The sequence below is a fragment of the Amycolatopsis sp. A1MSW2902 genome (assembly GCF_017312175.1).
GTDB lineage: Bacteria > Actinomycetota > Actinomycetes > Mycobacteriales > Pseudonocardiaceae > Amycolatopsis > Amycolatopsis nivea.
Genome location: NZ_QJPO01000001.1, coordinates 7,338,901 through 7,361,518, shown reverse-complemented (window position 1 = coordinate 7,361,518; position 22,618 = coordinate 7,338,901). Strand labels below are relative to the sequence as shown.

Annotated in this window: 16 protein-coding genes; 10 read left to right on the top strand and 6 right to left on the bottom strand. The window is 70.3% G+C overall.

The features are described 5' to 3' along the window. Positions 1-5: 5 nt before the first annotated feature. Positions 6-329 carry a 2Fe-2S iron-sulfur cluster-binding protein gene (locus DMP23_RS34260; protein WP_337823543.1) on the top strand — a complete coding sequence of 108 codons (324 nt, stop codon included), beginning with the start codon at positions 6-8 and terminating at the stop codon, positions 327-329. After that, positions 323-1,552 (top strand): NAD(P)/FAD-dependent oxidoreductase, encoded by a 1,230-nt coding sequence (locus DMP23_RS34255; RefSeq protein ID WP_337823542.1) that lies wholly within the window; start codon positions 323-325, stop codon positions 1,550-1,552. The genes DMP23_RS34260 and DMP23_RS34255 overlap by 7 nt, the downstream gene beginning before the upstream one ends. Before the next feature lie 41 nt (positions 1,553-1,593). Here the strand turns inward: DMP23_RS34255 and leuS are convergent, their stop codons facing one another. Both leuS and DMP23_RS34245 read right to left on the bottom strand, forming a co-directional pair. Then, positions 1,594-4,482 (bottom strand): leucine--tRNA ligase, encoded by a 2,889-nt coding sequence (leuS, locus tag DMP23_RS34250; RefSeq protein ID WP_337823541.1) that lies wholly within the window; start codon positions 4,480-4,482, stop codon positions 1,594-1,596. 159 nt (positions 4,483-4,641) lie between these two features. After that, positions 4,642-5,811 carry an esterase-like activity of phytase family protein gene (locus DMP23_RS34245; protein ID WP_337823540.1) on the bottom strand — a complete coding sequence of 390 codons (1,170 nt, stop codon included), beginning with the start codon at positions 5,809-5,811 and terminating at the stop codon, positions 4,642-4,644. A 65-nt stretch (positions 5,812-5,876) separates the two neighbouring features. Between DMP23_RS34245 and DMP23_RS34240 the strand changes: the two genes are divergently transcribed. Further along, the gene (locus tag DMP23_RS34240) at positions 5,877-6,296 is read left to right on the top strand and encodes an SdpI family protein (RefSeq protein WP_337823539.1); all 420 of its coding nucleotides are present in this window, start codon (positions 5,877-5,879) and stop codon (positions 6,294-6,296) included. Here DMP23_RS34240 and DMP23_RS34235 read toward each other — a convergent pair. Further along, complete coding sequence (locus DMP23_RS34235) at positions 6,293-6,874, bottom strand: YqgE/AlgH family protein (RefSeq protein WP_037809108.1); 582 nt, start codon at positions 6,872-6,874, stop codon at positions 6,293-6,295. The genes DMP23_RS34240 and DMP23_RS34235 overlap by 4 nt on opposite strands. A 1,530-nt stretch (positions 6,875-8,404) precedes the next feature. Here DMP23_RS34235 and DMP23_RS34230 point away from each other — a divergent pair. The 5 genes from DMP23_RS34230 to DMP23_RS34210 all read left to right on the top strand — a co-directional run bounded on the left by DMP23_RS34230 (position 8,405) and on the right by DMP23_RS34210 (position 15,723). Continuing rightward, positions 8,405-9,703 (top strand): MFS transporter, encoded by a 1,299-nt coding sequence (locus tag DMP23_RS34230; protein ID WP_337823538.1) that lies wholly within the window; start codon positions 8,405-8,407, stop codon positions 9,701-9,703. An 80-nt stretch (positions 9,704-9,783) separates the two neighbouring features. Next, a complete protein-coding gene (locus tag DMP23_RS34225; RefSeq protein WP_037809111.1) occupies positions 9,784-10,086 on the top strand; it encodes a hypothetical protein in 303 nt (100 codons plus the stop codon). Between the two features lie 20 nt (positions 10,087-10,106). Further along, on the top strand, positions 10,107-11,477 hold the full coding sequence (locus DMP23_RS34220; protein ID WP_443111306.1) for a TNT domain-containing protein: 1,371 nt from the start codon (positions 10,107-10,109) through the stop codon (positions 11,475-11,477). Then, complete coding sequence (locus tag DMP23_RS34215; protein ID WP_337823536.1) at positions 11,478-13,706, top strand: ADP-ribosylglycohydrolase family protein; 2,229 nt, start codon at positions 11,478-11,480, stop codon at positions 13,704-13,706. A gap of 124 nt (positions 13,707-13,830) precedes the next feature. Continuing rightward, positions 13,831-15,723 carry a TNT domain-containing protein gene (locus DMP23_RS34210; RefSeq protein ID WP_337823535.1) on the top strand — a complete coding sequence of 631 codons (1,893 nt, stop codon included), beginning with the start codon at positions 13,831-13,833 and terminating at the stop codon, positions 15,721-15,723. Here DMP23_RS34210 and DMP23_RS34205 read toward each other — a convergent pair. The 3 genes from DMP23_RS34205 to DMP23_RS34195 all read right to left on the bottom strand — a co-directional run bounded on the left by DMP23_RS34205 (position 15,709) and on the right by DMP23_RS34195 (position 19,516). Further along, positions 15,709-16,542, bottom strand: a complete 834-nt coding sequence (locus DMP23_RS34205) for a class I SAM-dependent methyltransferase (RefSeq protein WP_337823534.1) — start codon at positions 16,540-16,542, stop codon at positions 15,709-15,711. The genes DMP23_RS34210 and DMP23_RS34205 overlap by 15 nt on opposite strands. Beyond that, positions 16,527-17,852: a sensor histidine kinase gene (locus tag DMP23_RS34200; protein ID WP_134664165.1), complete on the bottom strand. Its 1,326-nt coding sequence runs from the start codon at positions 17,850-17,852 to the stop codon at positions 16,527-16,529. Before DMP23_RS34200 ends, DMP23_RS34205 begins: the two co-directional genes overlap by 16 nt. Positions 17,853-18,061: 209 nt before the next feature. Next, entirely contained in the window at positions 18,062-19,516 is a 1,455-nt protein-coding gene (locus DMP23_RS34195) for a CCA tRNA nucleotidyltransferase (protein ID WP_337823533.1), read from the bottom strand. Between the two features lie 101 nt (positions 19,517-19,617). Here DMP23_RS34195 and DMP23_RS34190 point away from each other — a divergent pair, with 101 nt between their 5' ends. Continuing rightward, a complete protein-coding gene (locus DMP23_RS34190) occupies positions 19,618-20,124 on the top strand; it encodes an NUDIX hydrolase (protein ID WP_037809118.1) in 507 nt (168 codons plus the stop codon). A gap of 14 nt (positions 20,125-20,138) precedes the next feature. Further along, positions 20,139-22,301, top strand: coding sequence for a DUF6049 family protein (locus DMP23_RS34185; RefSeq protein ID WP_337823532.1), 2,163 nt, complete (start codon positions 20,139-20,141; stop codon positions 22,299-22,301). Positions 22,302-22,618 lie beyond the last annotated feature (317 nt).

Here is a 22,618-nt window from a genome sequence, read left to right as displayed (position 1 = left end):
ATGCCGTGCCTACTGTGATTTTCGTGCGTCCCGGCGGGGATCGCCGCCCGGTCGAGGTCGGCGAGGGAGTGTCGGTGATGGAAGCGGCCGTGGACAACGGCATCGACGAGATCCTCGCCGAGTGCGGCGGAAACACCACCTGCGCCACGTGTCACGTTTTCGTCTGTGCCAACGACTTAGACCGGATGCCCGCGGTTTCCGAACTCGAGAACGAGATGCTCGACGGCACCGCGGAACCACGCCGCGCGACGAGCAGGCTGGCGTGTCAGCTCGTCGCGGACCCAGCCCTCGACGGACTCACCGTCTACCTTCCGGAGACCCAGTGCTGACCCGCGGCGGGACGGTCGTCATCGGTGCCGGACACGCCGGATTCGCCGCCGCGACCGCGTTGCGCGACACCGGCGTCGACGGTCCGGTCACCCTGCTTGACGTCCACTGTGGACTGCCGTATCAGCGTCCCCCGCTGTCCAAGGCCTATCTGCTGGGCAAGGCCGACCGCGCCCGCGTCGCGTTCCGCCCGGCCGCCTACTACGAGCGGCGGGAGATCACGCTGCGGACCGGCCAGCCCGCAGTGGCGATCGACCGATCGGCCCGGACCGTCCGGCTGCGTTCGGGCGAAACGGTCGGCTACGACACGCTCGTTCTCGCGACCGGCGCCCGGCCCCGCCCGCTTCCGGTGCCTGGCCATGGCCTGGGCGGCGTCCTCGTGCTGCGGACCCTGCCGGACGCCGACGCGTTACGCGCACGGCTGGAGACCGCGCGCCGCCCGGTCGTCATCGGCGGCGGCTTCATCGGTCTGGAATTCGCCGCGGTCGCGGCGGCCGGCGGCACTCCGGTGACGATTGTCGAAGCAGCGCAGCGGATTCTGTCGCGGTCGGTCTCCGCGCACACGGCGGCGCAACTGGAGAAAGCGCACCACGGCTGGGGAAACACCGTCCGCACCGGTACCGGGGTACAGCGAATCATCGGCGGTCCCGACGGCCAGGTCATCGGGGTCCGGCTCGCCGACGGCACGGACATCACCGCGGACCTCGTCGTGGTCGGCGTCGGCGCCGTTCCGGAGACAGCACTCGCCGAGTCCGCCGGGCTCGCCGTGGACGACGGCATCATCACCGACCGATACCTGCGTACCTCCGACCCCAGCGTCTTCGCCATCGGGGACTGCGCCCGGATCGAGGAGCGGAACGGCTCGCGCACGCGTCGCCGGGAGTCGGTGCAGAACGCCACGGACCAAGCTCGAACGGTGGCGCGCACGATAGGCGGAGCCCCGGCCGCCTACACGGCGTCGCCGTGGTTCTGGAGTGACCAGCACCAGCTCAAGCTGCAGATCGCCGGAGACCTCACCGGCTACGACGAGGCGGTCGCCGCGCCCGGAGAAGGTGCGTTTTCGACCTACTGCTTCCGACACGGCCAGCTCGTCGCGGTCGAATCCGTCAACCGGCCGACAGACCACGTCGCGGCCCGCAAACTCCTCGAGCGCACCGACGTCTCGCTCTCGCAGCGGGCGATCGGGCCGGGATTCGCGCTCGCCGATTTCCTGAAGTTCCGCTGACGCCCGGCCCGGGACGAGGTCCCGAGCCGGGCGTCAGCGGTTCACAGCACGATGTTGACCAGCCGGCCCGGCACCACGATCACCTTGCGCGGCGTCTTGTCGCCGACCAGCGCGGCGATCTTTTCGTCGGCCAGCGCGGTCGCCTGCACCGCGTCGTTCTTCGCGTCCGCGGCCACGGTGATCCGCGAGCGGACCTTGCCGTTGACCTGGATCGGGTACTCGACCGAGTCCTCGACCAGGTACTTCTCGTCCACGACCGGGAACGGCCCGTGCACCAGCGAATCGGCGTGGCCCATCCGGTGCCACAGCTCCTCGGCCACGTGCGGGGCCAGCGGGGCCAGCAGCAGCACCAGCGGTTCGGCCAGTTCGCGCGGGGTCGCCGCGGCCGAGCCGTACGCCTTGGTCAGGTGGTTGTTCAGCTCGATCAGCTTCGCGCCCGCGGTGTTGAACCGCATCTCCGCGTAGTCCTCGCGAACCCCGGCGATGGTGCGGTGCAACAGTTTCCGGTCCGCCTCGGTCGCCTCGTCCGCGGAAACCCGCAGCTCGCCGGTCTGCTCGTCGACCACCAGCCGCCACAGCCGCTGCAGGAACCGGTGCGCGCCGACGACGTCCTTGGTCGCCCACGGCCGCGACATGTCCAGCGGGCCCATCGACATCTCGTACAGCCGGAAGGTGTCCGCGCCGTAGGTGTCCGACATTTCGTCCGGCGTCACGGCGTTCTTCAGGCTCTTGCCCATCTTGCCGTATTCCTGCTTGACCTCTTCGTCGCCGAAGAAGAACTTGCCGTCGCGCTCGACGACGTCCTCAGCAGGCACGTACACACCGCGCTTGTCGGTGTAGGCGAACGCCTCGATATAGCCCTGGTTGAACAGGCGGCGGTACGGCTCCTTCGACGACACGTGGCCCAGGTCGTACAGCACCTTGTGCCAGAAGCGGGAGTACAGCAGGTGCAGCACCGCGTGCTCGACGCCGCCGACGTACAGGTCGACGCCGCCCGGGTCGTCCACGCCGTGCTCGGCCGGGCGCGGGCCCAGCCAGTACGCCTCGTTCTCCGGCGCGCAGAACACGTCCTGGCTCGCCGGGTCGACGTAACGCAGCTGGTACCAGCAGGAACCGGCCCACTGCGGCATGACGTTCGTGTCGCGGCGGTAGCGCTTCGGCCCGTCGCCCAGATCCAGGGTGACCTCGACCCAGTCCTTCGCGCGCGACAGCGGCGGCGACGGCTCGGAGTCGGCGTCGTCCGGGTCGAAGGTCTTCGGCGAGTAGTCGTCGACCTCCGGCAGCACGACCGGCAGCTGGTCCTCGGGCAGCGCGATCGGCAGGTTGTTCTCGTCGTAGACGATCGGGAACGGCTCGCCCCAGTAGCGCTGGCGGGCGAACAGCCAGTCGCGCAGCTTGTACTGCACGGTGCCCTCGCCCGCGCCGCGGTCCTCCAGCCAGGCGATGATCGTCTTCTTCGCGTCGGCGACGCCCATGCCGTTCAGGTCGACGGTGTCGTTGGCGGAGTTGATCGCCGGCCCGTCGCCGGTGAACGCCTCGCCCTCGAAGCCCTCGCCGGGGTCGACCGTGCGGACGATCTCCAGCTCGAACTTCTTCGCGAAGTCGTAGTCGCGCTGGTCCTGTGCCGGCACCGCCATGATCGCGCCGGTGCCGTAGCCCATCAGCACGTAGTCGCCGACGAAGACCGGGATTTCCTTGTCGTTGACCGGGTTCACCGCGTAGGTGCCGGTGAAGACGCCGGTCTTCTCCTTGTTCTCCTGCCGGTCCAGGTCGGACTTGCGGGAGGCGGCGGCCCGGTACGCGGCGACGGCCTCGGCGGGCGTCTTCGCGCCGCCGGTCCAGCTTTCCGGGTGCTCGCCCGGCCACTGCGCCGCGGTCAGCTTCTCGACCAGCGGGTGCTCCGGCGCGATCACCATGTAGGTGGCGCCGAACAGGGTGTCCGGACGGGTGGTGAAGACCTCGATCTTCTCGCCGCCCGCGGCGAACGAGACCCGCGCGCCCTGCGACCGGCCGACCCAGTTGCGCTGCATGGACTTGACCTTCTCCGGCCAGTCCAGCAGCTCCAGGTCGTCGACCAGGCGGTCGGCGTACGCGGTGATCCGCATCATCCACTGGCGCAGGCTCTTGCGGAACACCGGGAAGTTGCCGCGGTCGCTGCGGCCGTCCGCGGTCACCTCCTCGTTCGCGACGACGGTGCCCAGGCCGGGGGCCCAGTTCACCGGAGCCTCGGAGATGTAGACCAGCCGGTGGTCGTCGATGATCTTGCGCTGCTCGACGGTGCTCAGCTCGGCCCACGGACGGCCGTCCGGCGTCGTGCGCTCACCCGCCGCGTAGGCCTTCTCCAGCTCCTCGATCGGACGCGCCTTGCGGGCGTCCTCGTCGTAGTAGGAGTTGAAGATCTGCAGGAAGATCCACTGGGTCCACTTGTAGTAGTCCGGGTCGATCGTCTCGATCGAGCGGCGCTCGTCGTGGCCCAGCCCCAGCCGCTTCAGCTGGCGGCGCATCGTGGCGATGTTCTGCTCGGTCGTGGTGCGCGGATGCGTGCCGGTCTGCACCGCGTACTGCTCGGCGGGCAGGCCGAACGCGTCGTAGCCCAGCGTGTGCAGCACGTTCCGGCCGATCATCCGGTGATACCGCGCGTAGACGTCGGTGCCGATGTAGCCCAGCGGGTGCCCGACGTGCAGGCCGGAACCGGACGGGTACGGGAACATGTCCTGCACGAACAGCTTGTCCGAGGGCACCGGCTCGCCCGCTTCCGCGAGCGGGCCGACCGGGTTCGGCGCGTGGTAGGTGCCGTGGTCGGACCAGTGGTCCTGCCAGCGCTGCTCGATCTGCCCGGCCAGCTCCGCGGTGTAGCGGAACGGCGGGGCGTGCTCAGCGTCCGCGGCACTCTTCGCCGCGGCCCCGGTGGCCTCGTCAGACCCTGTCATCGCCGTCTTCCTCCGTGTCGAGCCACTCCCAGAAACAACTCGACCCCCCAAGCCAGAAGGCATGAGGGGTCGCCGCGCCGAGCCGGTCATCGGACCAGGTCAGCGCGGCAGGCCAAGGAGCAGCCGAGCCGTGTTCATGCACTCATCGTAACGCGCTGGTCAAAGCCGTTCCGACGGGACCGCCAAAGCGACGACCTGGGTGACTTGCGACGCGGAGAAGTTGTTGTCGCTCACGAGCACGAGCGTGCGTTCCCCGGACGGCAGCGCCGGGCCCCAGGTCATCCCCTCGATGTTGTCCACAGTGGAGAGCGGCAGGTCGGAGAGGTCGGCGAGCAGCTTCTTCTTCACCGGCTTGACGTGCTTCGCCGCGGTCAGGGACGGGGTGTGGAGGACGTTCGTCGCGCCAGTGGTGTCGATCTCGAAGATGCGCACCTTGTTGCCGACGCCGGTGACGAAGGACCGCTCCATCATGAGGAACTTCGTCGGATCGGCCTGGTTCACCGCGAGCATCGAGGAAACCCCGGTGTCGGCGAACCCGGTGGCGGGCTTGGGCTCGGCGAAAAGCTTCTCCTGCGGGTACGCGTACTGCGCGAGCACGGGCCCGAAGCGGCTCTGCAGGGTGATCCGCGACAACGCACCCGACGTCGGCGTGGGCGGCGGCCCGTCCTGCAGCAGCGGGGCCTCGACCTCGCTGGCCAGCAACGTGCCGAACCCGGTGTAGGCGAGCCCTTCGAGAACGTAATTGCGGCGCGGACCGGCGTCCGGCGTCATCCGCTCGTTGGCAGGCAGCGGCAGGCCGCGGACGTAGTGCCCGTCGCGGGTGGCTTCGCGGATCGAGGGCTGGATCAGGTGCTGGTCGGCGAGCCGATCGCCTTCCTGCGACCAGACGTAATGCCCGGTCCAAGGGTCGACGCGCAGTTCCTCGGGGTCGATCGTCTGCTCGTTCTGGGGAGCGGCCGGGTCGTTCTTCGCGAGCGGCGGATACGGCGTGCCGTCCGGGCGCAGCAGCGGATGCGTGCCGGTGAAGGTGACCGGACCCACACCGTTGGCTCCGACGTCGAACTTCGCGGTGTAGAAGCGGGCCGGGTTGATCGCGGACCGGTCGTCGCTGATGAAGACGTAGCCGCCGGTGCGCGGATCGAAGTCGACGGACGACAATCCGCCGACCGTGGTGCCCTGGAACTGCAGGTTGTGCGGCACACGCTGCTCGCCGAGCAGCCGGACCGGCCGCTGCGCGGCAGCAGCGGCGGTCCCGGTTCCGGAGACGAGCAAGGACAAGGTGACGATCCCGGCGGCAGCCAGCAGCCGGTGTCGCGTGGACGAAGACATGGCCCGTAGCACAGCCGACGAGGGTATCCGGGACATGGCCGCGAGGTCACGCTTATCCTCAGAGGGTGTTCGCTATCGCGCTCGTTCCGATCGTCCTTGGTGTCGTCGTCGGCTGGGGTGGCTTCCTCGGCGTGCGCGGACGGCTGAGCAGGGCGAGCGGGGCCGGAGTCCGGACCGAAGCCTCGATGCGCAGCGAAGAGGCGTTCAAGCTCGCCAACCGGGTGGCCGGCATCCCGACCCTGGCCGGAGGCGCGGCCGCGGTCGTCTGCGGACTCGCCGGTCTCGCGATCCCCGCCACCGCGGGCCTGGTCGCCGCCGCGATCGTCGGACTGCTCGGCCTGCTGGTGATGGTCGTCGCCGGAGCCCGGATGGGCGCGCGAGCGGCCCTGACCGTGCCCGCCCCGTCGCAGGCCCCGGCCGGCTGCAGCGGCTGCGCGTGCGGCGCCGGCGGCTGCGGAGTGCTGCAGAAGTCCAGCGAGGCCTAGTTCCGCTGCAAATCGCCAGGATGGGTGGCCAGCAACGCGAGCGGCACCCCCTGGCGGCGCAGCACCTGACCCCACAGGTCACGGCTGGGCGGCGCGAGAATGTCGCTCGGCAACGCGGGGACGATCACCCAGTCCTCGCGCTCGATCTCGCCTGCGAGCTGCCCTGAATCCCACCCGGCATAGCCCGCGAACACGCGCACGCCCCGCACCTTCGGCACGAGCACCTCGGGATCGCTGTCCAGATCGACCAGCGCGACCGGCCCCCGGACGGCAACCACGCCCGGAACGCTCGAAGCGGTCTCCCCAGTCCGCAACGCGGCGAGACAAAGCGCGGTCTTCTTGTCGACCGGCCCGCCGACGAACACCGACTGCGGCTCCGCGACATGCGCGCCCCACCCCGGCAGGACGTCATTCACCGGAACATCGGACGGCCGGTTCAAGACCACCCCGAGCGTGCCCTCCGCCCGATGATCGATCACGAACACCACTGTCCGCTTGAAGTTCGGGTCGAACATCGTGGGTGCGGCGACCAGGAGCGTTCCCGGTTCAACCTCGGCGTCCGCTGGCACGCCACCCATGATCCCATCACCCGCCGAGGGAAATCCTCCCGGCACGGGAACACCAGCACCACCCGCCCCGTTGAGAACAATGAGCCGGCGCACTCGTGTCCCCCGGGCTCACTGAAGAACCGCCTTTGTGGAATACCGGTCCGGCCGGAGCCACACTGCGCCAAGCCGCCGAGAGGCGAAACGAGTGCGCCGGTGTTCTCGAGTCCTGTTCGGTGCTGCGCACCTTCCCCTTCCACCGGCGCCGTGTACCCGGGGGGCCGAGCCCCCCGGACCCCCGCGGTGCCTTTGGCTGCGGTTTTCGGGGTGGGCGGGGGCGGAGCCCCCTTTGTTTTGGCAACCGTTGCTGGTGGGGTTTGTTGCTTCCGGGGTGTGGCTAGGACCGTTCGGTGGTCGGCGAGCTGGCTCGGGCGAGGCGGCGGCTTTGCCGGTGGTGAGATGCCGTAGCTCGCTCCGGGGCTCCGCCTCGACTTGGACGGATGTGGGTGTGCTTTGTTGTCTCGGGCCGTTGCAGGCTGGGCAGGCCAGCTCGCCGCCCAATGACCTCTCCCACCAATGTGGGTGAGCCTTTGTTTCTGCGGGGCCGCTCCTGGCTGGACAACCTCGCCCCACCAATGTGGGTGGGGCTCTGTGCTTCGGGGCCGTTGGTGGCTGGGCATGCCAACTCGCCGCCCAGCGACCTCGCCCCACCAATGTGGGGGAGCCTCTGTGCTGTGGGTCCGCTGCTGGCTGGACAAGCCAGCTCGCCGCCTCGTGACCTGCCCAGCCAGTGTGGGTCGTCGTTGTTTCGGGGCGTTGGTGGCTCGCCGGGCCAACTCGCTGCCCGGCGATCTGATTCGGGCAGGTGCGGGTGTGGCTTTGTTGACTCGGGGCCGCTGCAGGCTTGCCGGGTCAACTTGCCGCCCGGCGATCGGGCTCGGGCGGACGTGGGTGGCTTGTTGCTCGGGGCTGCTGTTGGCTGGGCAGGCCAGCTCGCCGTCCGGCCGTCTGATTCGGGCAGGTGCGGGTGGGCTTTTGTTGCCTCGGGCCGCTGCGGGCTCGCTGGGCCAGCTCGTCGCCCGGCGATCTGGCTCGGGCGGGCCTGGGTGGCCTTTGTTGCTCGGGGCCGCTGCTGGCTGGACAAGCCAACTTGCTGCCAGCGATCTGACTCGCGCGGACGTGGGTGGCTTGTTGCTCGGGGCTGCTGTTGGCTGGGCAGGCCAGCTCGCCGTCCGGCGATCTGATTCGGGCAGGTGCGGGTGGGCCTTTGTTGCTTCGGGGCCGCTGCGAGCTTGCCGGGTCAACTTGCCGCCTGGCGATCTGGCTCGGACGGGCGTGGGTGGGCTTTGTTGCGGTCGGGGTGGCGTTGGCTCGCCGTTCAGCGGCTTGGGCCGAGTCAGGTTGGGTTTGGGCGTTGTTGCTTCGGGGGCGCTGTCGGCTGGGCTAGTTCGGTAGCCAGGGGCGACGCGCCGCGATCTGCCCTCAGCCAGCCCGACGTACTTGACTGTCGATTTGTCGTCTTTTTGGGGTTCTTAGATTGTCGGGGGTGGTCAGTAGGGTTGTGTGGTGCGGGTGGGGGAGTGGGTCGTTCGGGAGCCGTTGTTTCGGCGGTTGTTGTTTACGCGGTTCGCGGCTCAGTGGGGGGACGGGGTCTTTCGGGCTGGGCTCGCTGGGGCCGTCCTGTTCAATCCGGAGCGGGCTGCTGATCCGTTGGCCATTGCGGAGGGGTTCGCTGCTCTGCTGCTGCCGTATTCGCTGGTGGGGCCGTTTGCTGGGGCGTTGCTCGACCGGTGGGACCGGCGGCGGGTGCTGGTGTTCGCCAATCTGGTGCGGGCCGTGGCGATCTTGGCGTCCGTTGTTGCGGTGGGGGCCGGGGTCGGCGGGATCGGGTTGTTCTCGCTTGCGTTGCTTGCGGAGGGGATCAGCCGGTTCATTGGGTCCGGGCTGTCTGCTGCGTTGCCGCATGTAGTGGAGCCGTCGGCGGTGGTTTCGGCTAATGCGGTGGCGGCGACGCTCGGGTCGGCGATCGCGGTCGTCGGTGGCGGGTGTGCGATCGGGTTGCGGGCGGTATTCGGGACCGGGAATGTCGGGTCGGCGGAGACCACTGCGTTTGCCGCGGTCGGGGCGTTGGTGTCCGCCGTGCTCGCGCATCGGTTCGCGAAGGGTGTGCTCGGGCCGACGGTGGTTGACGAGCCGACTAATCCGGTGGTGGCGGTTGCGCGTGGGCTTGCTGATGGGGCTCGGCATGCGTGGCGGGCGCCTCGGGTTACGGCTGGGTTTGTCGCGTTGTTCGCGCATCGGGCGGCGTATGGGACTTCGTTGCTGCTCAGCGTGTTGCTGATGCGCAATTATTTCGCTGACGACGGGATCTTTCGCGCGGGACTGCCCGGGCTCGGGCAGATGGTCGCTTGCGCGGGAGCAGGAATTCTCGTCGCGGGGCTGGTGACGGCGCGGCTGATTCGGTCGCTTGGGCGGACGTGGGCGGTGCTCGGGTCGCTGCTCGTTTCGGCGGTCGCGCAGGCCGCGTTCGGGTTGCCGATGTTGCTGCCGTTGGCGTTGATCGCGTCGTTCCTGATCATGGGGACCGGCCAGGTCGTGAAGCTGTCCGTCGACTCGTCGGTGCAGCTGGATGTCGCGGACGAGGCTCGCGGGCGGGTCTTCGCGCTGTACGACACGCTGTTCAACATCACCCAGGTGGTGGCGGTTTCGCTCGCGGCGCTCTTCGTCAAGGACAACGGGTACTCGCCTGAGCTCATGGTGGTCGCGACCGCGCTCTACCTGCTCGGCGGCGGCGGATACCTGCTGGCCGGCCGGCGGCGCGGCGATTCGCTGCCGCAAACCGTTGAACCCAAACGGGGGTAGTAACTCACCGTTGGGCATTAGGGTGACTTGTGACCCGGTCGAGTTAATCTCGGCACGCGCAACCGACACGGGGGGCCACCGTGAGCACCATCGGCGACGACCGTGCCCGTCTCGACGCCGCGCCGGCTGTCCTGACCTCGCCCGACGGACTCGTCCGCGCGACCGCCGGGCCAGCCGGCACGCTCGGCAGGCTTGAGTTCGCGCCGGACGCCTTCGAGCGGACGACCCCCGCGCAGCTCGCGTCGACCGTCCAGGCACTCGTGCAGCACCTGGCCGACGCACCCGAACCGCAGCACAGCTCCTCGATGCCCGCCCCGCGGCCGACCCCGCGTCGCGTTCGTCCGCGCGGAACCGTTCCGCAGAACCGCCGTCGCGGGTCCTGATGTCGTCCGCTCCGGACGCAATGATTCACGTGGAACCAACGGGTACCGGTCAGCAGGTGCTCGTCGAGATCGGTCGGCTGATCAAGGCGCACCGGGCCGATCCGGACGCGCTGGCCGGCATCGGATTCGCCCAGCTCGGCGACCATTACGAGGTGCAGGCCCGCAACACCGTCGCCACCAGCGAGATGGTCCAGCGGCTCACCGACTTGCGCGCCGAGATGTACCAAGCGGGCCGCGGCACCTGGGTTCAGGCGCGCTACGTGCTCACCCCGGACGGCGCGTTCGACTTCGACTACTTCACCGACGACGAGCCCCCGTGGACGACGCCGCCCGATTCGTCCGCCTACCTCGCCGAACTCACCACCTTTCCCCGTGACGACGAGCACCTTCCCGACTGGTGGCGGCTGCACGTCGGCCTCCCGCTCGGCGTCGTCTTCCGGCACGCCACCGCCAGCACCGGCGAATCGTTGCCGGAGGAAGAGCTGCCGCTCGTGTTGCGGTACCTCGAACGCGAGGCCGAGGTCGGCGAGCGACACCGCACTGACGGAACCTGGATTTGGCCGGTCGAAGTGGCCGAGCGCTTGAGAGAACACGGCACAGCGCCCGAGCCCGAACTGCTCCAGCACATCCGTGACCTGGGCTTTCACCCGCCATACGTCGATCACCTGGTGCGCCGCACGGCGGAAGCCGACCTGGCCGGGGAACCCCGTCCGCGACCGACGCCGGACGACCTCCAGCGGACCGCGGGCGACGTCGCCGCGGAGCGGGAAACCAACCCCGACCCGGTCCTGTCCGACGCCGAACTCCTGACCCACCTCGAACACCGGCTCGACTCGTTCGGCGTGTGGGCCGACGTCCGCTGCCTCGGCGGGCGGGAAGCCGGGAAATGGAGCCTCTACCAGGTTAAAGCCGGTTGGGCGGTCGTCGCGCCGGACGGTCGGGAGCAGGTTTTCGCCCGCCTCGAAGACGCCGCGCACCACCTGCTCGGCGCACTCCTGCTGCATCCCGCCCGCGCGACCGGCGGCCGCGAAACCCCGCTGGAAACGGCGCGGGAGGTCGCCGACTGGCCGGTCCAGCCCGTGCCGGGTGACCCTCCCCTCACGCTGCTGCGGAACAAGAGACTCACTCGGTTGGCGGAAGGTACCGTCGTTCTGCGATTCGGCGAAGAACCCGGCAACCTGGTCCACCACCAGGCGGTACGGTTCGCGACGACGTCCCTGCCACTCGAACGGGAGCGCATGACCAGCACTTTTCGCCTCCGAAGATCACTCCACGTGATCACCGGGGTGACGGTGCCCTGGGCGAACCTTCCCGGCGGCGCGGTGGCGTACGTCTTGCCCAAGCCGATCGCGGAGCACGAGTCCGACGGAAGCCTGGAGAGGATCGAGTAGGTGGAAGCGGCGGAAGCGGTGGAGAAGGTCGGGAAGTGGTTGCGCGCCGTGCACGGCCCCGAGGTCTCCGGGCCGGGCGGCCTCCGGGTCGACCACGACCGCGTGCTGCGGGTCCCCGAAGGCTGGTCGATCCCCTACAACACTGTCGCGTTCCTCGACGACGGCCGTCCGGACAAAGAGCTGTTCCCCGCCCCGTCGGTGCTCGTGCGCGAGCCGGACGGCGAGCTGCGCCAGGCGCATCCGCATCCGGGCGGGCTCAGCACCCCGGTCGCTTATCCGGGACAGGAGAGCTGGCGCGAGGTCGTCGACCCGGAGTACGCGAAGGCCGGGCTGGGCGAACTCGGCGTGCCGCTGCCCGCGGTCGCCGGCTGGGTGAAGGTCGACAACGACGGCCACCAGACCGGTGACGAACGCGAGAACCCCGAGTACAAGGCCGGTCCGATCCGCCGCGGCTACCCGAAGCCGGAAAACCCGCTGGAAACCCTCCTCGCCTTCGCGAGCGTCGGCTGGCTGTCGCGCGAGCAGCTGCTGATCGGCCTGCTGCGCTGCGAAGTCTTCGTTCCGTTCGACCTCAAAACCGGCGCGACCGACCGGTTCTACTTCTCCGAGGAACGCAACGAGCTCCGCGTCTTCAGCTCGACGCGGCATCTGCCTGCCCGCGAGCACGCGTGGTGGCGAGTCGACTTGGCGACATTAGCCGAGTTCGAACACCCGCCGAACCTGGTGATCAACGGCGGTCCGGCGACCTTCGAGGACGTCGCCGGCGCCGAGCTGACCGCGATCGCGAAGCGGTTTCCCCGCCAGGAACCGCGGGTGGACGAGAACGGCCGCTGCCCGGAGATCGAAGAAGACCTGGAGAAATTCGCCGTCGAAACCGCCGCCCGGATCGGGCTGGAGAAGCCGGTCGACATCCCGAAGGCGGCCGCGGAACGTGCGCGGCGGCACGGGTTCGAGCTGACCGCCGACGAATGCCGCAAGACCGTCCTCGGCCGGTCGTGGCTGCGCCGGTTCGAACAGCCGGAGCCGAGCCGCTCGCGGCCGAACGACCTGCGCGCCAACGGTCTCGTGCCGTCCTGGGACAACGACGGCCGGATCGTCCCGAAGCTCGACACGTTCGGCAAATACCCCGAGATCAGCCTGGAGAACTTCCGTTACGGCTGGCAGCGGGTCGTCGGCGCGTGGGTCGGCTTCGCGCTCGGCGAGGCGCTCGGCTCGGCCGTCGACCGGATGCGGCTGGACGAGATCGTCTCGACCTACGGTCCGGACGGCGTCCGCGACCTGCCGCTCGCGTTCGACCAGCCGGGCCGGATCGGCTCGATGACGCAACGACTGCTGTTCCTGACCGAGGCCGTGATCCGCAGCCCGCACCGCGAACAGCCGGAGTCGCGCGACGTCGAAAAGCTGTTCCCGGGCGTGGTCCGCGGCGCGCTGGGCCGCTGGCTGCACACGCAGGGCGCGGCGATCCAGAACCCCGACGGTTTCCTCGTCAAGGTGCCCGAACTGCACGCCCGCCGCGCGATCGAGGACGCCGAGCTCAACGCGTACCACGCGCTGGTCACTGGCGATCCGCAAGCCGCGCCGATGTCGGGTCCGGCCGCGCTGCTCGGCGCGCTGCCCGCGGTGCTGACCGCGGCGGGTCCGGGCACCGGGTTCAGCGGCGGCATCGGCCAGGTCGTGCGCGATCTCGCCGGAGTGACGCACCAGCCGGACGACGTGGCCGCCGCGACCTACCTGGCGTGGGTGTTCGAGAAGGCGCTCACGAAGGATTCGTTCAGCTATCCGGTGTGGAATCTGTCCCGCGAGGTCCTCGAGGAACACGACGGCCCGGAGTGGGGGCCGGTGCGCGACCTGGTGGCCGAGGCGGTGCCGTTCTTCGGCGAGCACGGCCTGCCGGACCTGCGGATGCCGGAGCTGATCGGCGACGGGCACAGCACGCTGTCCGTCCTCGGCCGCTCGTTCGCCGCGTTGTCCGGCTTCGAGAACTACCCGGAACAGGCCATGCTGCGCGCGGTTAACCACTCCGGCCGCAGCGCGCTCACCGGCGCGTTGACCGGTGCGCTGCTTGGCGCTCGGGTGGGCGTTCCCGGGTTGCCCCGGAAGTGGGTCGAACAGCTTGAGCTGCATCACCTGATCGAACAGGTGGCGACCGACGCGCTGTGGCATTTCGACCGCCATTCGGCGCGGAACGCACTCGGCGACGCCTGGGTGCAGCGCTACCCACGGCACTGATCGGTCACCCGAGCAGGTATTTGTGGGCGCATATTCTCCCGTCTCCGGTGACCGATGGTCGGGTCGTGACACGGTCAGATAGGTTCGTTGCGGCTACACGGGGGACTTCGGGGAGGAACCAGACGTGCGGTACCGGGTGGAATCGGGAGAACGCCCAGACGGCCTGTACGCGACGCTCGACGATCGCACTTTCGCGGCACAACGCTCGACCACCGACGGCACGCTGCTGCTGACCGTCGTCGGCGACGAGGAAGCGCCGGAAGGGTTCGACCGCGAGCACGAGGGGAAGCCGGCGCGAGTCGTGCTCGCGAACGAGGTGCCCGCGACATTCGATCTGCGCACCTACGTCGAATACGACGACGAACTGTTCGAGGTCGCGCCAGGCGACCAGCCGAACCTGACCCTGCGCTGGACGCGGCACGATCCGGTGCGCGCCGCGCAGCTCGGGCTCACCGATTTCTCGGTGACCGTCCCGGGCAAGCAGCTCACCGGGCTCTGGCTGACCCGGCACGACTACGGCGAGCCGAAGGCCGAGACCGAGGGCGGCGACCAGACCCGCATCTTGCGGGGGATCGGCCGCACGCTGCGCCAAGTACCCGGCGGGTGGACGCGGGTGGCGGCGCAGTTCCGGCAGGTCGGCGACTACTCCGAGCTGGAAGTCCGCGCGGTCGGCGACGAGAACGGCCCGGTTTCGGTCGCGCTGCCCGGCACGCCGCAGCTGAGCACGCTGTTCTCCCAGCTGCGCGCCGCGATGTACCAGCCGGAGACCGGCACCTGGTTCCAAGGCACCTTCACGCTCGACGCCGACTCGCAGTTCGATTTCGACTTCGACGCCGACCAGGAGCCGGACTGGCGGCTGCCGCCCAACGACGGCGGCGAGCCGGCCCGCGAGTCCTATCTCGTGGAGCTGACCCGTTTCCCACGCCCGGACAAGCACCTGCCGGACTGGCTCGGCGCGAAAGCCGGGCTGCCGCTGACCGTCGGGTTCCGCCAGGCGCGGCCGGTCGACGCGCACAACGAGGGCGAGCGCCCCGTGGTGAACCGCCCGCCGGTGCCGCCGGACCAGGTCCGCGGCGTCCTCGACTACCTGTTCCGCTCGCCCGTCGTGCTGCACCGGCCCGTGCCGCAGCCGGACATCTTCGCGCCCGGCGCGCCGCCGGACGTACCGCAGGCCTTCCACACCGACGGCACCTGGATCTGGCCCGCCGCCGTACCGCACTACCTTCGCAAATACGGTGTTCCGCCGGAGCCGGAGCTGGTCGAGCACATCCGCGCCGCCGGGTTCCGCCCGCCGATCGTGCGCGACCTGGTACGCGCGACCGCCGAAGCCGACGTGCTCGGCAAACCGCGCCCGGGCCGTACCGAGGCCGACATCCCGGACGACAGCTCGCTCGCCCGCGCGGTCCGCGGCGAGCCGACCCTTGGCCTGCGCAGTGCCGAAACGCTGTCGCTGTTGCAGCAGCGGCTCGTCGAACACGGCGTGCCGTCGTCGGCGTACCGGATCGGCGCGAACGAGGTGCCCGCCGAAGGCGTGTGGACGTTGCGCCGCGCGGAAAACGGCTGGGAGGTGTCGCGTCCGCCCGCAGTGGAGCCGGTCGCGTTCGCCAACCTCGCCGACGCGGCCCGGTTCCTCCTCGGCACGCTGCTGATGCTGCCGCCGCAGGCCCCGGACGAATCCGATCAGCCCGCGGACTGGCCGATCCTGCCGATGCGCGGCGAGCCGCCGTTGTCGTTCTTCCGCGGCAAGCGGATCGTCGTGCTGCCCGCCGGAACCACGGTGGTCCGCTTCGGCCCCGAGACCGGGAACCTGGTCCACGCGAATTCGGTGCGGTTCCTGGAAACCTCGCTGACGCCGGACCGCGAACGCGACCGGCACGAGTACCGCGTGCAGCGCACTATCCGGGTGCTGACCGGCGTCACCGCGCCGTGGGCGCAACAGCCCGGCGGGGCCACCGCGTACCTGCTGCCGCGCCCGATCGCGCAGCACCTCGAGCAGGGCGCGCTATCCCGGCTGTGAAGCCGTGATCAGGACGGCGGGCGACCACCAGTAGTCCGCGAGCGGTTCCACCGTCACGTCGGCGAACCCGGCGGCCTCGAGCTGCCGGGTCCACTGCGCGGCCGGATGTTCCCAGTTCGTCCGTGCCGTCCCGGCAGCGACGCCGAGCAGCACCGGCAGCAGAAATCCTTGTGCCACCAGGGAAGCCTGCTCGCCGTATTCGGCGACGCCGCGTTCGTACCGGCGCACGAGCGACTCCAGGTCAGCAGTGTCCGGCACGTCGAATTCGGCCAGCACCAACCGTTCCGTCCGCGCTCGCAACGCACTCAGCACCTCAGCGCGGACGGAGGGCTCGATCGACTGCAGCGCGAACGTCGACTGCGTGAGGTTCCACGTGGAACCATCCGCGGCGAGAAAGTCCTGCGCGGTCAACGAAAACCGGCGCGCACCAGGCACTTCGACGTCCGCGAGCAGCGCATCGGACGGCTCCACCAGGTCGATCCGCTCCGGCCGGAACGAGGCCCGCGCCAACGCCGGTTCGATCGCCAACCCGTCGCCGCACCCGAGATCCAGCAACGCGGCCGGACGCCAGGAGTCGTACCGCGCAGCCAGTTCTTCGCTCAACCGCCGGTACAACTCGACGTTGCCGCCACCGCGGATGAACGCCGTGAACGCGGCCGGCTGGTCGTACACCGGACCGCTCGGACCCGCCGCGAGATACGTCGCCAGCTCGGCGCCCAACGGCGTTCCAGCCTCTGCGGCAAGCGCACCCGCCCGCTCGACCTCGCCGTCCCGGTACGCCGCCAGCGCACCCGCCACCCCGCTCACAGCGGCACCCACAACGTCACCCTCGTTCCGCTCCCCGGACTCGATTCGACCAGCGAGGTCCCGCCGACCTCGGACAGCCGCGCGGTGATCGACTCGCTGATGCCGAACCCGGCCGGCCGGTCTGCCGGACTGAACCCGGTGCCGTGATCCCGCGTGATCACCGCGATCCCGCCGTTGCGTTCTTCCACGCGTACCACGACCTTGTCCGTCTCCGCGTGCTTCATCGTGTTCCGCATGGCTTCCCGCACCGCGTCGCGGATCGCGATCTGCCGGACCTCGGACAGCGTGTCGTCGTCCAGCTCGGCGATCACCAGCTGCGCGCGCAGCCCGTCCCGCGCCATCTCCGCGGCCAGCGCCGCGAGCTTCTCGCCGAGCGGCCGCGCGCCCTCCTCGGCCCGCTGCGCGGCGGCGGTCTCGATCGTCTGCCGCAGTTCGATCGCCTGCGCCCGGGCCAGCCGCTGCACCTCGACCAGCCGCTGATCCGAATCGCCCGGACCGCCGAGCGCGATCGCCTCCAGCGTCTGCAGCACCGTGTCGTGCAGCATCCGGTGCTGCCGCGCGCGTTCGGCGAGCCGTCCGTTGCGAATGCCGTACGCCAGCGCCAGCCGGATCCCGAGGCCGAGCAGGATCAGCGCGCCGACCGCGGTGAACAGGACGCCGAACATCGTCGGGTACAGCGACGCGGCCTGCGCGAAATCGAAGGTGCCGTGGTTGAGCAGATCCGACAGCAGCCGCACCGGCAGGCTGAGCGCCGCCAGCCCGATCCCGGACGGGATGCCGACGGCGAGGGTGAGCAGGGCGACGCTGCCGAGCAGGTGCTTGTCCGCGACGCCGACCGCGTCGTGGAATACCGCGGGCGACACCGTCGCGCCGATGAACAGCTCGAACGCGAGCGTGGCGACGAGGTCGATCAGCAGCAACCGGCCCGCGAGATCACTGCGGAACGGGGCCCGGCGCATCATCCAGAACAGGCCGAACGCGCTCAGCGCCACCGAGCACACCGCGACGATCGCGACCGACGCCAGCCCGGCCGACCCGTGCCTGACCGCGTACGACCCGAATGTCGCGGGCACCATCAGCAGCCGGTAGACCAGCGGAACCAGCACCACGTACCGAGCCGCGCGCAGCAGCAGCCCGTCGCGCTGCCGCTCGTCGACCGGACCGGCCATCCGCGAGATCCGCTGCAACGCGCGCACCGGGGTCGGATCGCCGATCTCATCGGTCAGCCCGGTCGTCGCCGTGGCCAGCGCCGGCGTGCCGCGCCGCAGCAGCATGACGAGAAAGCTGGCTCCGCGCCGGTCCCCGTCCTGCTGCCGCGTCATCGATCCCCCCGGTTCGGTTCGAGACAGGGAGTATCTCGGCTGGCCGAGCGATGATCCAGAGGCCAAAGGGGGATCGTGGCTGTAATTTGGCGTCGGCTCCGCCGCCGCGGCGGGATCGCCTTTAAGTCGGCGTGTGGAGGGGCAGCGCACCCGGCCCGGGGGCCGTGCACACTGCCCCTCCACACGCCGACGCGATCCCGCGGTTCGGTTCAGTTCGGCGGCTGGTCCGAGCCGAGGCCCTCGGCCGCCGCCCACTTCTTCAGCTCGGCGACCGCCTCGTCGTGCTCCAGCGGACCGCGGTCCAGCCGCAGCTCCTTGAGGAACTTCCAGGCCTGCCCGACCTGCGGGCCCGGCGGGAGGCCGAGCAGCCGCATGATCTCGTTGCCGTCGAGGTCCGGCCGGACCCGGTCGAGGTCCTCCTGCTCCTTGATCCGCGCGATGCGGGCCTCGAGATCGTCGTAGGTCGCCTGCAGCGCGGCCGCCTTGCGCTTGTTGCGCGTGGTCGAATCGGCGCGGACGAGCTTGTGCAGCCGGGTCAGCAGGTCGCCGGCGTCGGTGACGTAGCGGCGGACCGCCGAATCGGTCCACTCGCCGCCGCCGTACCCGTGAAACCGCAGGTGGAGGAACACGAGCTGGGAGACCTGCTCGATGATCTCCTTCGAGTACTTCAGCGCCCGCAAACGTTTGCGGGCCATCCGCGCGCCGACCACCTCGTGGTGGTGGAAGCTCACGCCGCCGCCCTGGGTGAACTCGCGGGTGGCCGGTTTGCCGATGTCGTGCAGCAGCGCGGCCAACCGCAGCACGAGGTCCGGCTCGCTGGTCGGTTCGTGCGATTTCTCCAGCTCGATCGCCTGCGCGAGCACGGTCAGCGAATGCTGGTAGACGTCCTTGTGCTGGTGGTGCTCGTCGATCGCCAGCCGCATGCCGGGCAATTCGGGCAGCACCCGGTCGGCCAGTCCGGTGTCGACCAGCAGCTCAAGGCCCGGCCGCGGGTCGGGGGCCAGCATCAGCTTCGACAGCTCGGTCTGGACCCGTTCGGCGGTGATCCGGTCGATCTCCTCGGCCATCGACGTCATCGCCTCGACCACGCGCGGCGACGCAGTAAAGCCGAGCTGCGCGGAGAAGCGGGCCGCGCGCATCATCCGCAGCGGGTCGTCGGCGAACGACTCCTGCGGCAGCGCCGGGGTGTCGAGCACCTTCAGCCGGAGCGCGTCCATGCCGTCGTGCGGGTCGATGAACGTCTTCCCGACCAGGTCGATCGCCATTGCGTTGACGGTGAAGTCGCGGCGGAGCAGGTCGCCCTCGATGGTGTCGCCGAAGGTGACCTCGGGGTTGCGGCCGACGCGGTCGTAGCTGTCCGCGCGGAACGTGGTGATCTCCAGCGTCGTGCCGTTCTTGGTGACGCCGACGGTGCCGAACGCGATGCCGACGTCCCAGACCGCGTCACCCCACTCGCTCACGATCTGCAGCACCCGGTCCGGGCGTGCGTCGGTGGTGAAGTCGAGGTCGTTGGACAGCCTGCCGAGCAGCGCGTCGCGCACGCTGCCACCGACCAGGTACAAGCTGTGGCCGGCGCGGGCGAAGCGCTCGGCCAGCTCGTCGGCCAACGGGGACACTCGCATCAGTTCCGTCACCGCGTTCTGCTGGGCGACCAGGTTGTTCACTCGAATCCCACCACGAAAATGACGCCGCCACCGCGGACGCCGCCGGACACGGACACGGAGAGCCAGAGTACCCGGGCGACCGTTTGCTCTAGCATCGCAGCATGTCTGGATCCGCCGGTCGCGCCGGGCCGCCGACGCCGCGCCGGCGGCGACGGCGCCACCGCGGCAGGCGGCTGACCACGGTCGACGAGACCTCGGCTGGCGGACTGGTCGTCGACCCGGAGCGCGAACACGCGGTGCTGATCGGGCGGCTCGACCGACACGGCAGACTGCTGTGGTCGCTGCCGAAGGGCCACATCGAGGACGGGGAGACGGTGGAGCAGACCGCGGTGCGCGAGGTGAAGGAGGAAACCGGCATCTCCGCGCGCGTGCTGCACCCGCTTGGCGCCATCGATTACTGGTTCGTCGCGCAGCAGCGCCGGGTGCACAAGACCGTGCACCATTTCCTGCTCGAAGCCACCGGTGGCGAACTGTCGGACGAGGACGTCGAGGTGACCGAGGTCGCCTGGGTTCCGCTGGCCGAGCTGGAGACCACCCTCGCCTACGCGGACGAGCGCAAGCTGGTTCGCGGGGCAGCAGAACTTTTCGCGCCCGACGAGCGCGGCTGAGAGGGAGCACCCGAGTGAAGCGGCCCGCCGCCTTCTTGCTGTCTTTGCTGATCGTCGCCGCCACCGCGTTGTTCGGTGCGCCGGCGGGCGCGCAGGAGAATCCGTCTCCGGAACCGGCCCGGCTGCGGCTCGACCTCGGCCAGTTGACCCCGCGCGTGATTTCCAGCGCGGACCAGGCGATCACGGTGGCCGGGACGGTCACCAACACCGGATCCCGCCGGATCGTCAAGCCGATGGCCCGGCTGCAGATCGGCGAACGCCTCGCCAGCCCGCGCGCGATGGACTCGGTGCTCGCCGGGACCCCGGTGCAGGACACCCCGCTGACCGAGTTCACCACGCTCGCCGAGGACCTGGAGCCTGGTCAGAGCGCCCGGCTGAACATCACCGTGCCGCTCACCGGGCCGCGCGGCGCTGGCCTCCGGCCGGGCGTGTACCCGCTGCTGGTGAACGTGAACGGCACCCCGGAGTACGGCGGCCCGGCCCGGCTCGCCGCGGTGAGCTTGCTCATGCCGGTGCTGTCGACGCCGGGCCACGCGAACAACCAGGCGACGCAGCGGCATTCGAAACTGGCCGTGCTGTGGCCGATCACCGACAGCACCCCGCACATCCAGTCCGCCCCGTTCGGCGTGCCGATGACGCTGACCGACGATTCGCTCGCCGACCAGCTGAGCCCCGGCGGACGGCTGTATTCGCTGGTCTCGGCGGCGCGAGCGGCGCAGGAGACGAATCCGAAGATCGGCGGCTCGCTCTGCTTCGCGCTCGATCCGGACCTGCTGCGCACCGTGGACGCGATGAAGAACGGCTACCGGGTCAGCGGCGGGGCGGCGGGCAAGGGCGCGGACGCCGCGTCGAACTGGCTGGCGGCGCTGCGTGCGCTGGTCACCGGCCGGTGCGTGATCCCGCTGCCGTTCGCCGACGCCGACCTCACCACGCTGGGCAAGATCCGCGGCGCCGACGGCAACCCGGACACCGGCCTCATGACCACGGCGCTGAACGGCACCGCCACGATCCGCCAGGTGCTCGGCGTCGAGTCGAAGAGCGGCGTGCTGTGGCCGGGCGGCACGCCGGACGACAAGGCGCTGTCGGCGATTTCGTCGGGCGGCTTCCAGACCGTGCTCACCGACAGCGGCAAGCTGCGGGCGGGCGGTGACGACGAGACCGTCACCGGCGCGGCGACCCTGTCCGACGGCCTGCGCGCGCAGCCGACCAACTCGATGGCCACCGCGGGTCTCACCGGATTCACGCCGAGCCCGCAGGCGCCGACCACCTACAGCGGAGCGTCGCAGCGCGCGGTCTCCACGCAGAACGGTCTCGCCGCGGTCGCGTTCGAAGCCGGGCTCGGCCGCACCGAAGGAACCACCGGCGGGCCGCTGCTCATCGCGCCGCCGCGGCGCTGGGACGCCACCACCGACGAGCTGAACGCCTTCCTGTCCGGGCTCGGCAAGCTCACCACCGCGGGCGTGACGGCCGGTTCGACGCTCGACGACCTGCTGGGCACCGCGCCGGAAGGCAGCGCTTCGCTGGCCGCGGACACCCGTTCGGACGGCGGCGCGGCGGTCGCCGGCCAGCTGTCCGGCCTCGACCAGGACGCCACCGGCCTGGTCTCGGCGATGCAGGTCGACCAGCGGAACCAGGTCGAACCGAAGGCCGTCGTCGGTCCGGTGCGCGACGCGCTGGTCCGCGGCAGCTCGACCGCGTTCGGCCCGTCGGCGGTGGCGTCCGCCTCGGCGAACGCCACCGCGGAACTCGCCGCGATCCGCGACCAGGTGACCGTCGAACAGCCGAAGCAAACGTTTGCGCTCGCGTCCGGGTCCTCGCCGCTGCCGGTGTACGTGCACAACGACCTGCCGGTCGGCGTCACCGCGCAGATCGTGCTCCGGAACAACATGGGCGTCCGGCCGGAACAAGCGGGCAAGAACCTGCTTTTCCCGGCGAAGGGCGGGCAGACCAAGTACGTGCAGATCGAGGCGCTGCGGGCCGGCCGCCTGTCGGTCGATGTGTCCTTGACCACCCCATCGGGCACGGATCTCGGCGCGACCGCGCGGTTCGAGCTGACCTCGACCGAATACGGCCCGATCACCATCATCGTCACCGTCGTCGCTGGTTGCGCGCTGCTTCTGCTGGCGTCCCGGCGGATCTACCGGCGGATCAAGGAAAGCCGCGGCGGCACGCCCTGACAGGCCAAGGGGCCGGGTGCTCGCGCCCGTTCCCGATTACCCTGAGTCCGCGCTGCCACAATGGCAGGGGCAAGGGGACCGCCGAGGATTGGGCACGCGTTGGACAAAGAGCCGGGTCAACCACCCGAGCGTGCGGGTCGTCCTCGGCGGGACGGCGCGGCGCCGAGGCGGAGCGACCAGCCTCGCCGCGCGGTGCGGGACGCCCGTCGCCAGCCGCCCCCTCCGCCGCCGCCCGCCGACCGCAGGCAGCCGCCGCCCAACGGCACCCGCCGGATGCCGTTGCCCGACGAACGTCCGCCCGCCGACCGGGCGCCTTC

Excerpts from the sequence above, each read along its gene's own strand:
- leuS (WP_337823541.1), bottom strand. The coding sequence starts at position 4,482 with ATGACAGGGTCTGACGAGGCCACCGGGGCCGCGGCGAAGAGTGCCGCG.
- DMP23_RS34245 (WP_337823540.1), bottom strand. The coding sequence starts at position 5,811 with ATGTCTTCGTCCACGCGACACCGGCTGCTGGCTGCCGCCGGGATCGTC.
- DMP23_RS34235 (WP_037809108.1), bottom strand. The coding sequence starts at position 6,874 with ATGGGTGGCGTGCCAGCGGACGCCGAGGTTGAACCGGGAACGCTCCTG.
- DMP23_RS34220 (WP_443111306.1), top strand. The coding sequence starts at position 10,107 with ATGATTCACGTGGAACCAACGGGTACCGGTCAGCAGGTGCTCGTCGAG.
- DMP23_RS34200 (WP_134664165.1), bottom strand. The coding sequence starts at position 17,852 with ATGACGCGGCAGCAGGACGGGGACCGGCGCGGAGCCAGCTTTCTCGTC.
- DMP23_RS34190 (WP_037809118.1), top strand. The coding sequence starts at position 19,618 with ATGTCTGGATCCGCCGGTCGCGCCGGGCCGCCGACGCCGCGCCGGCGG.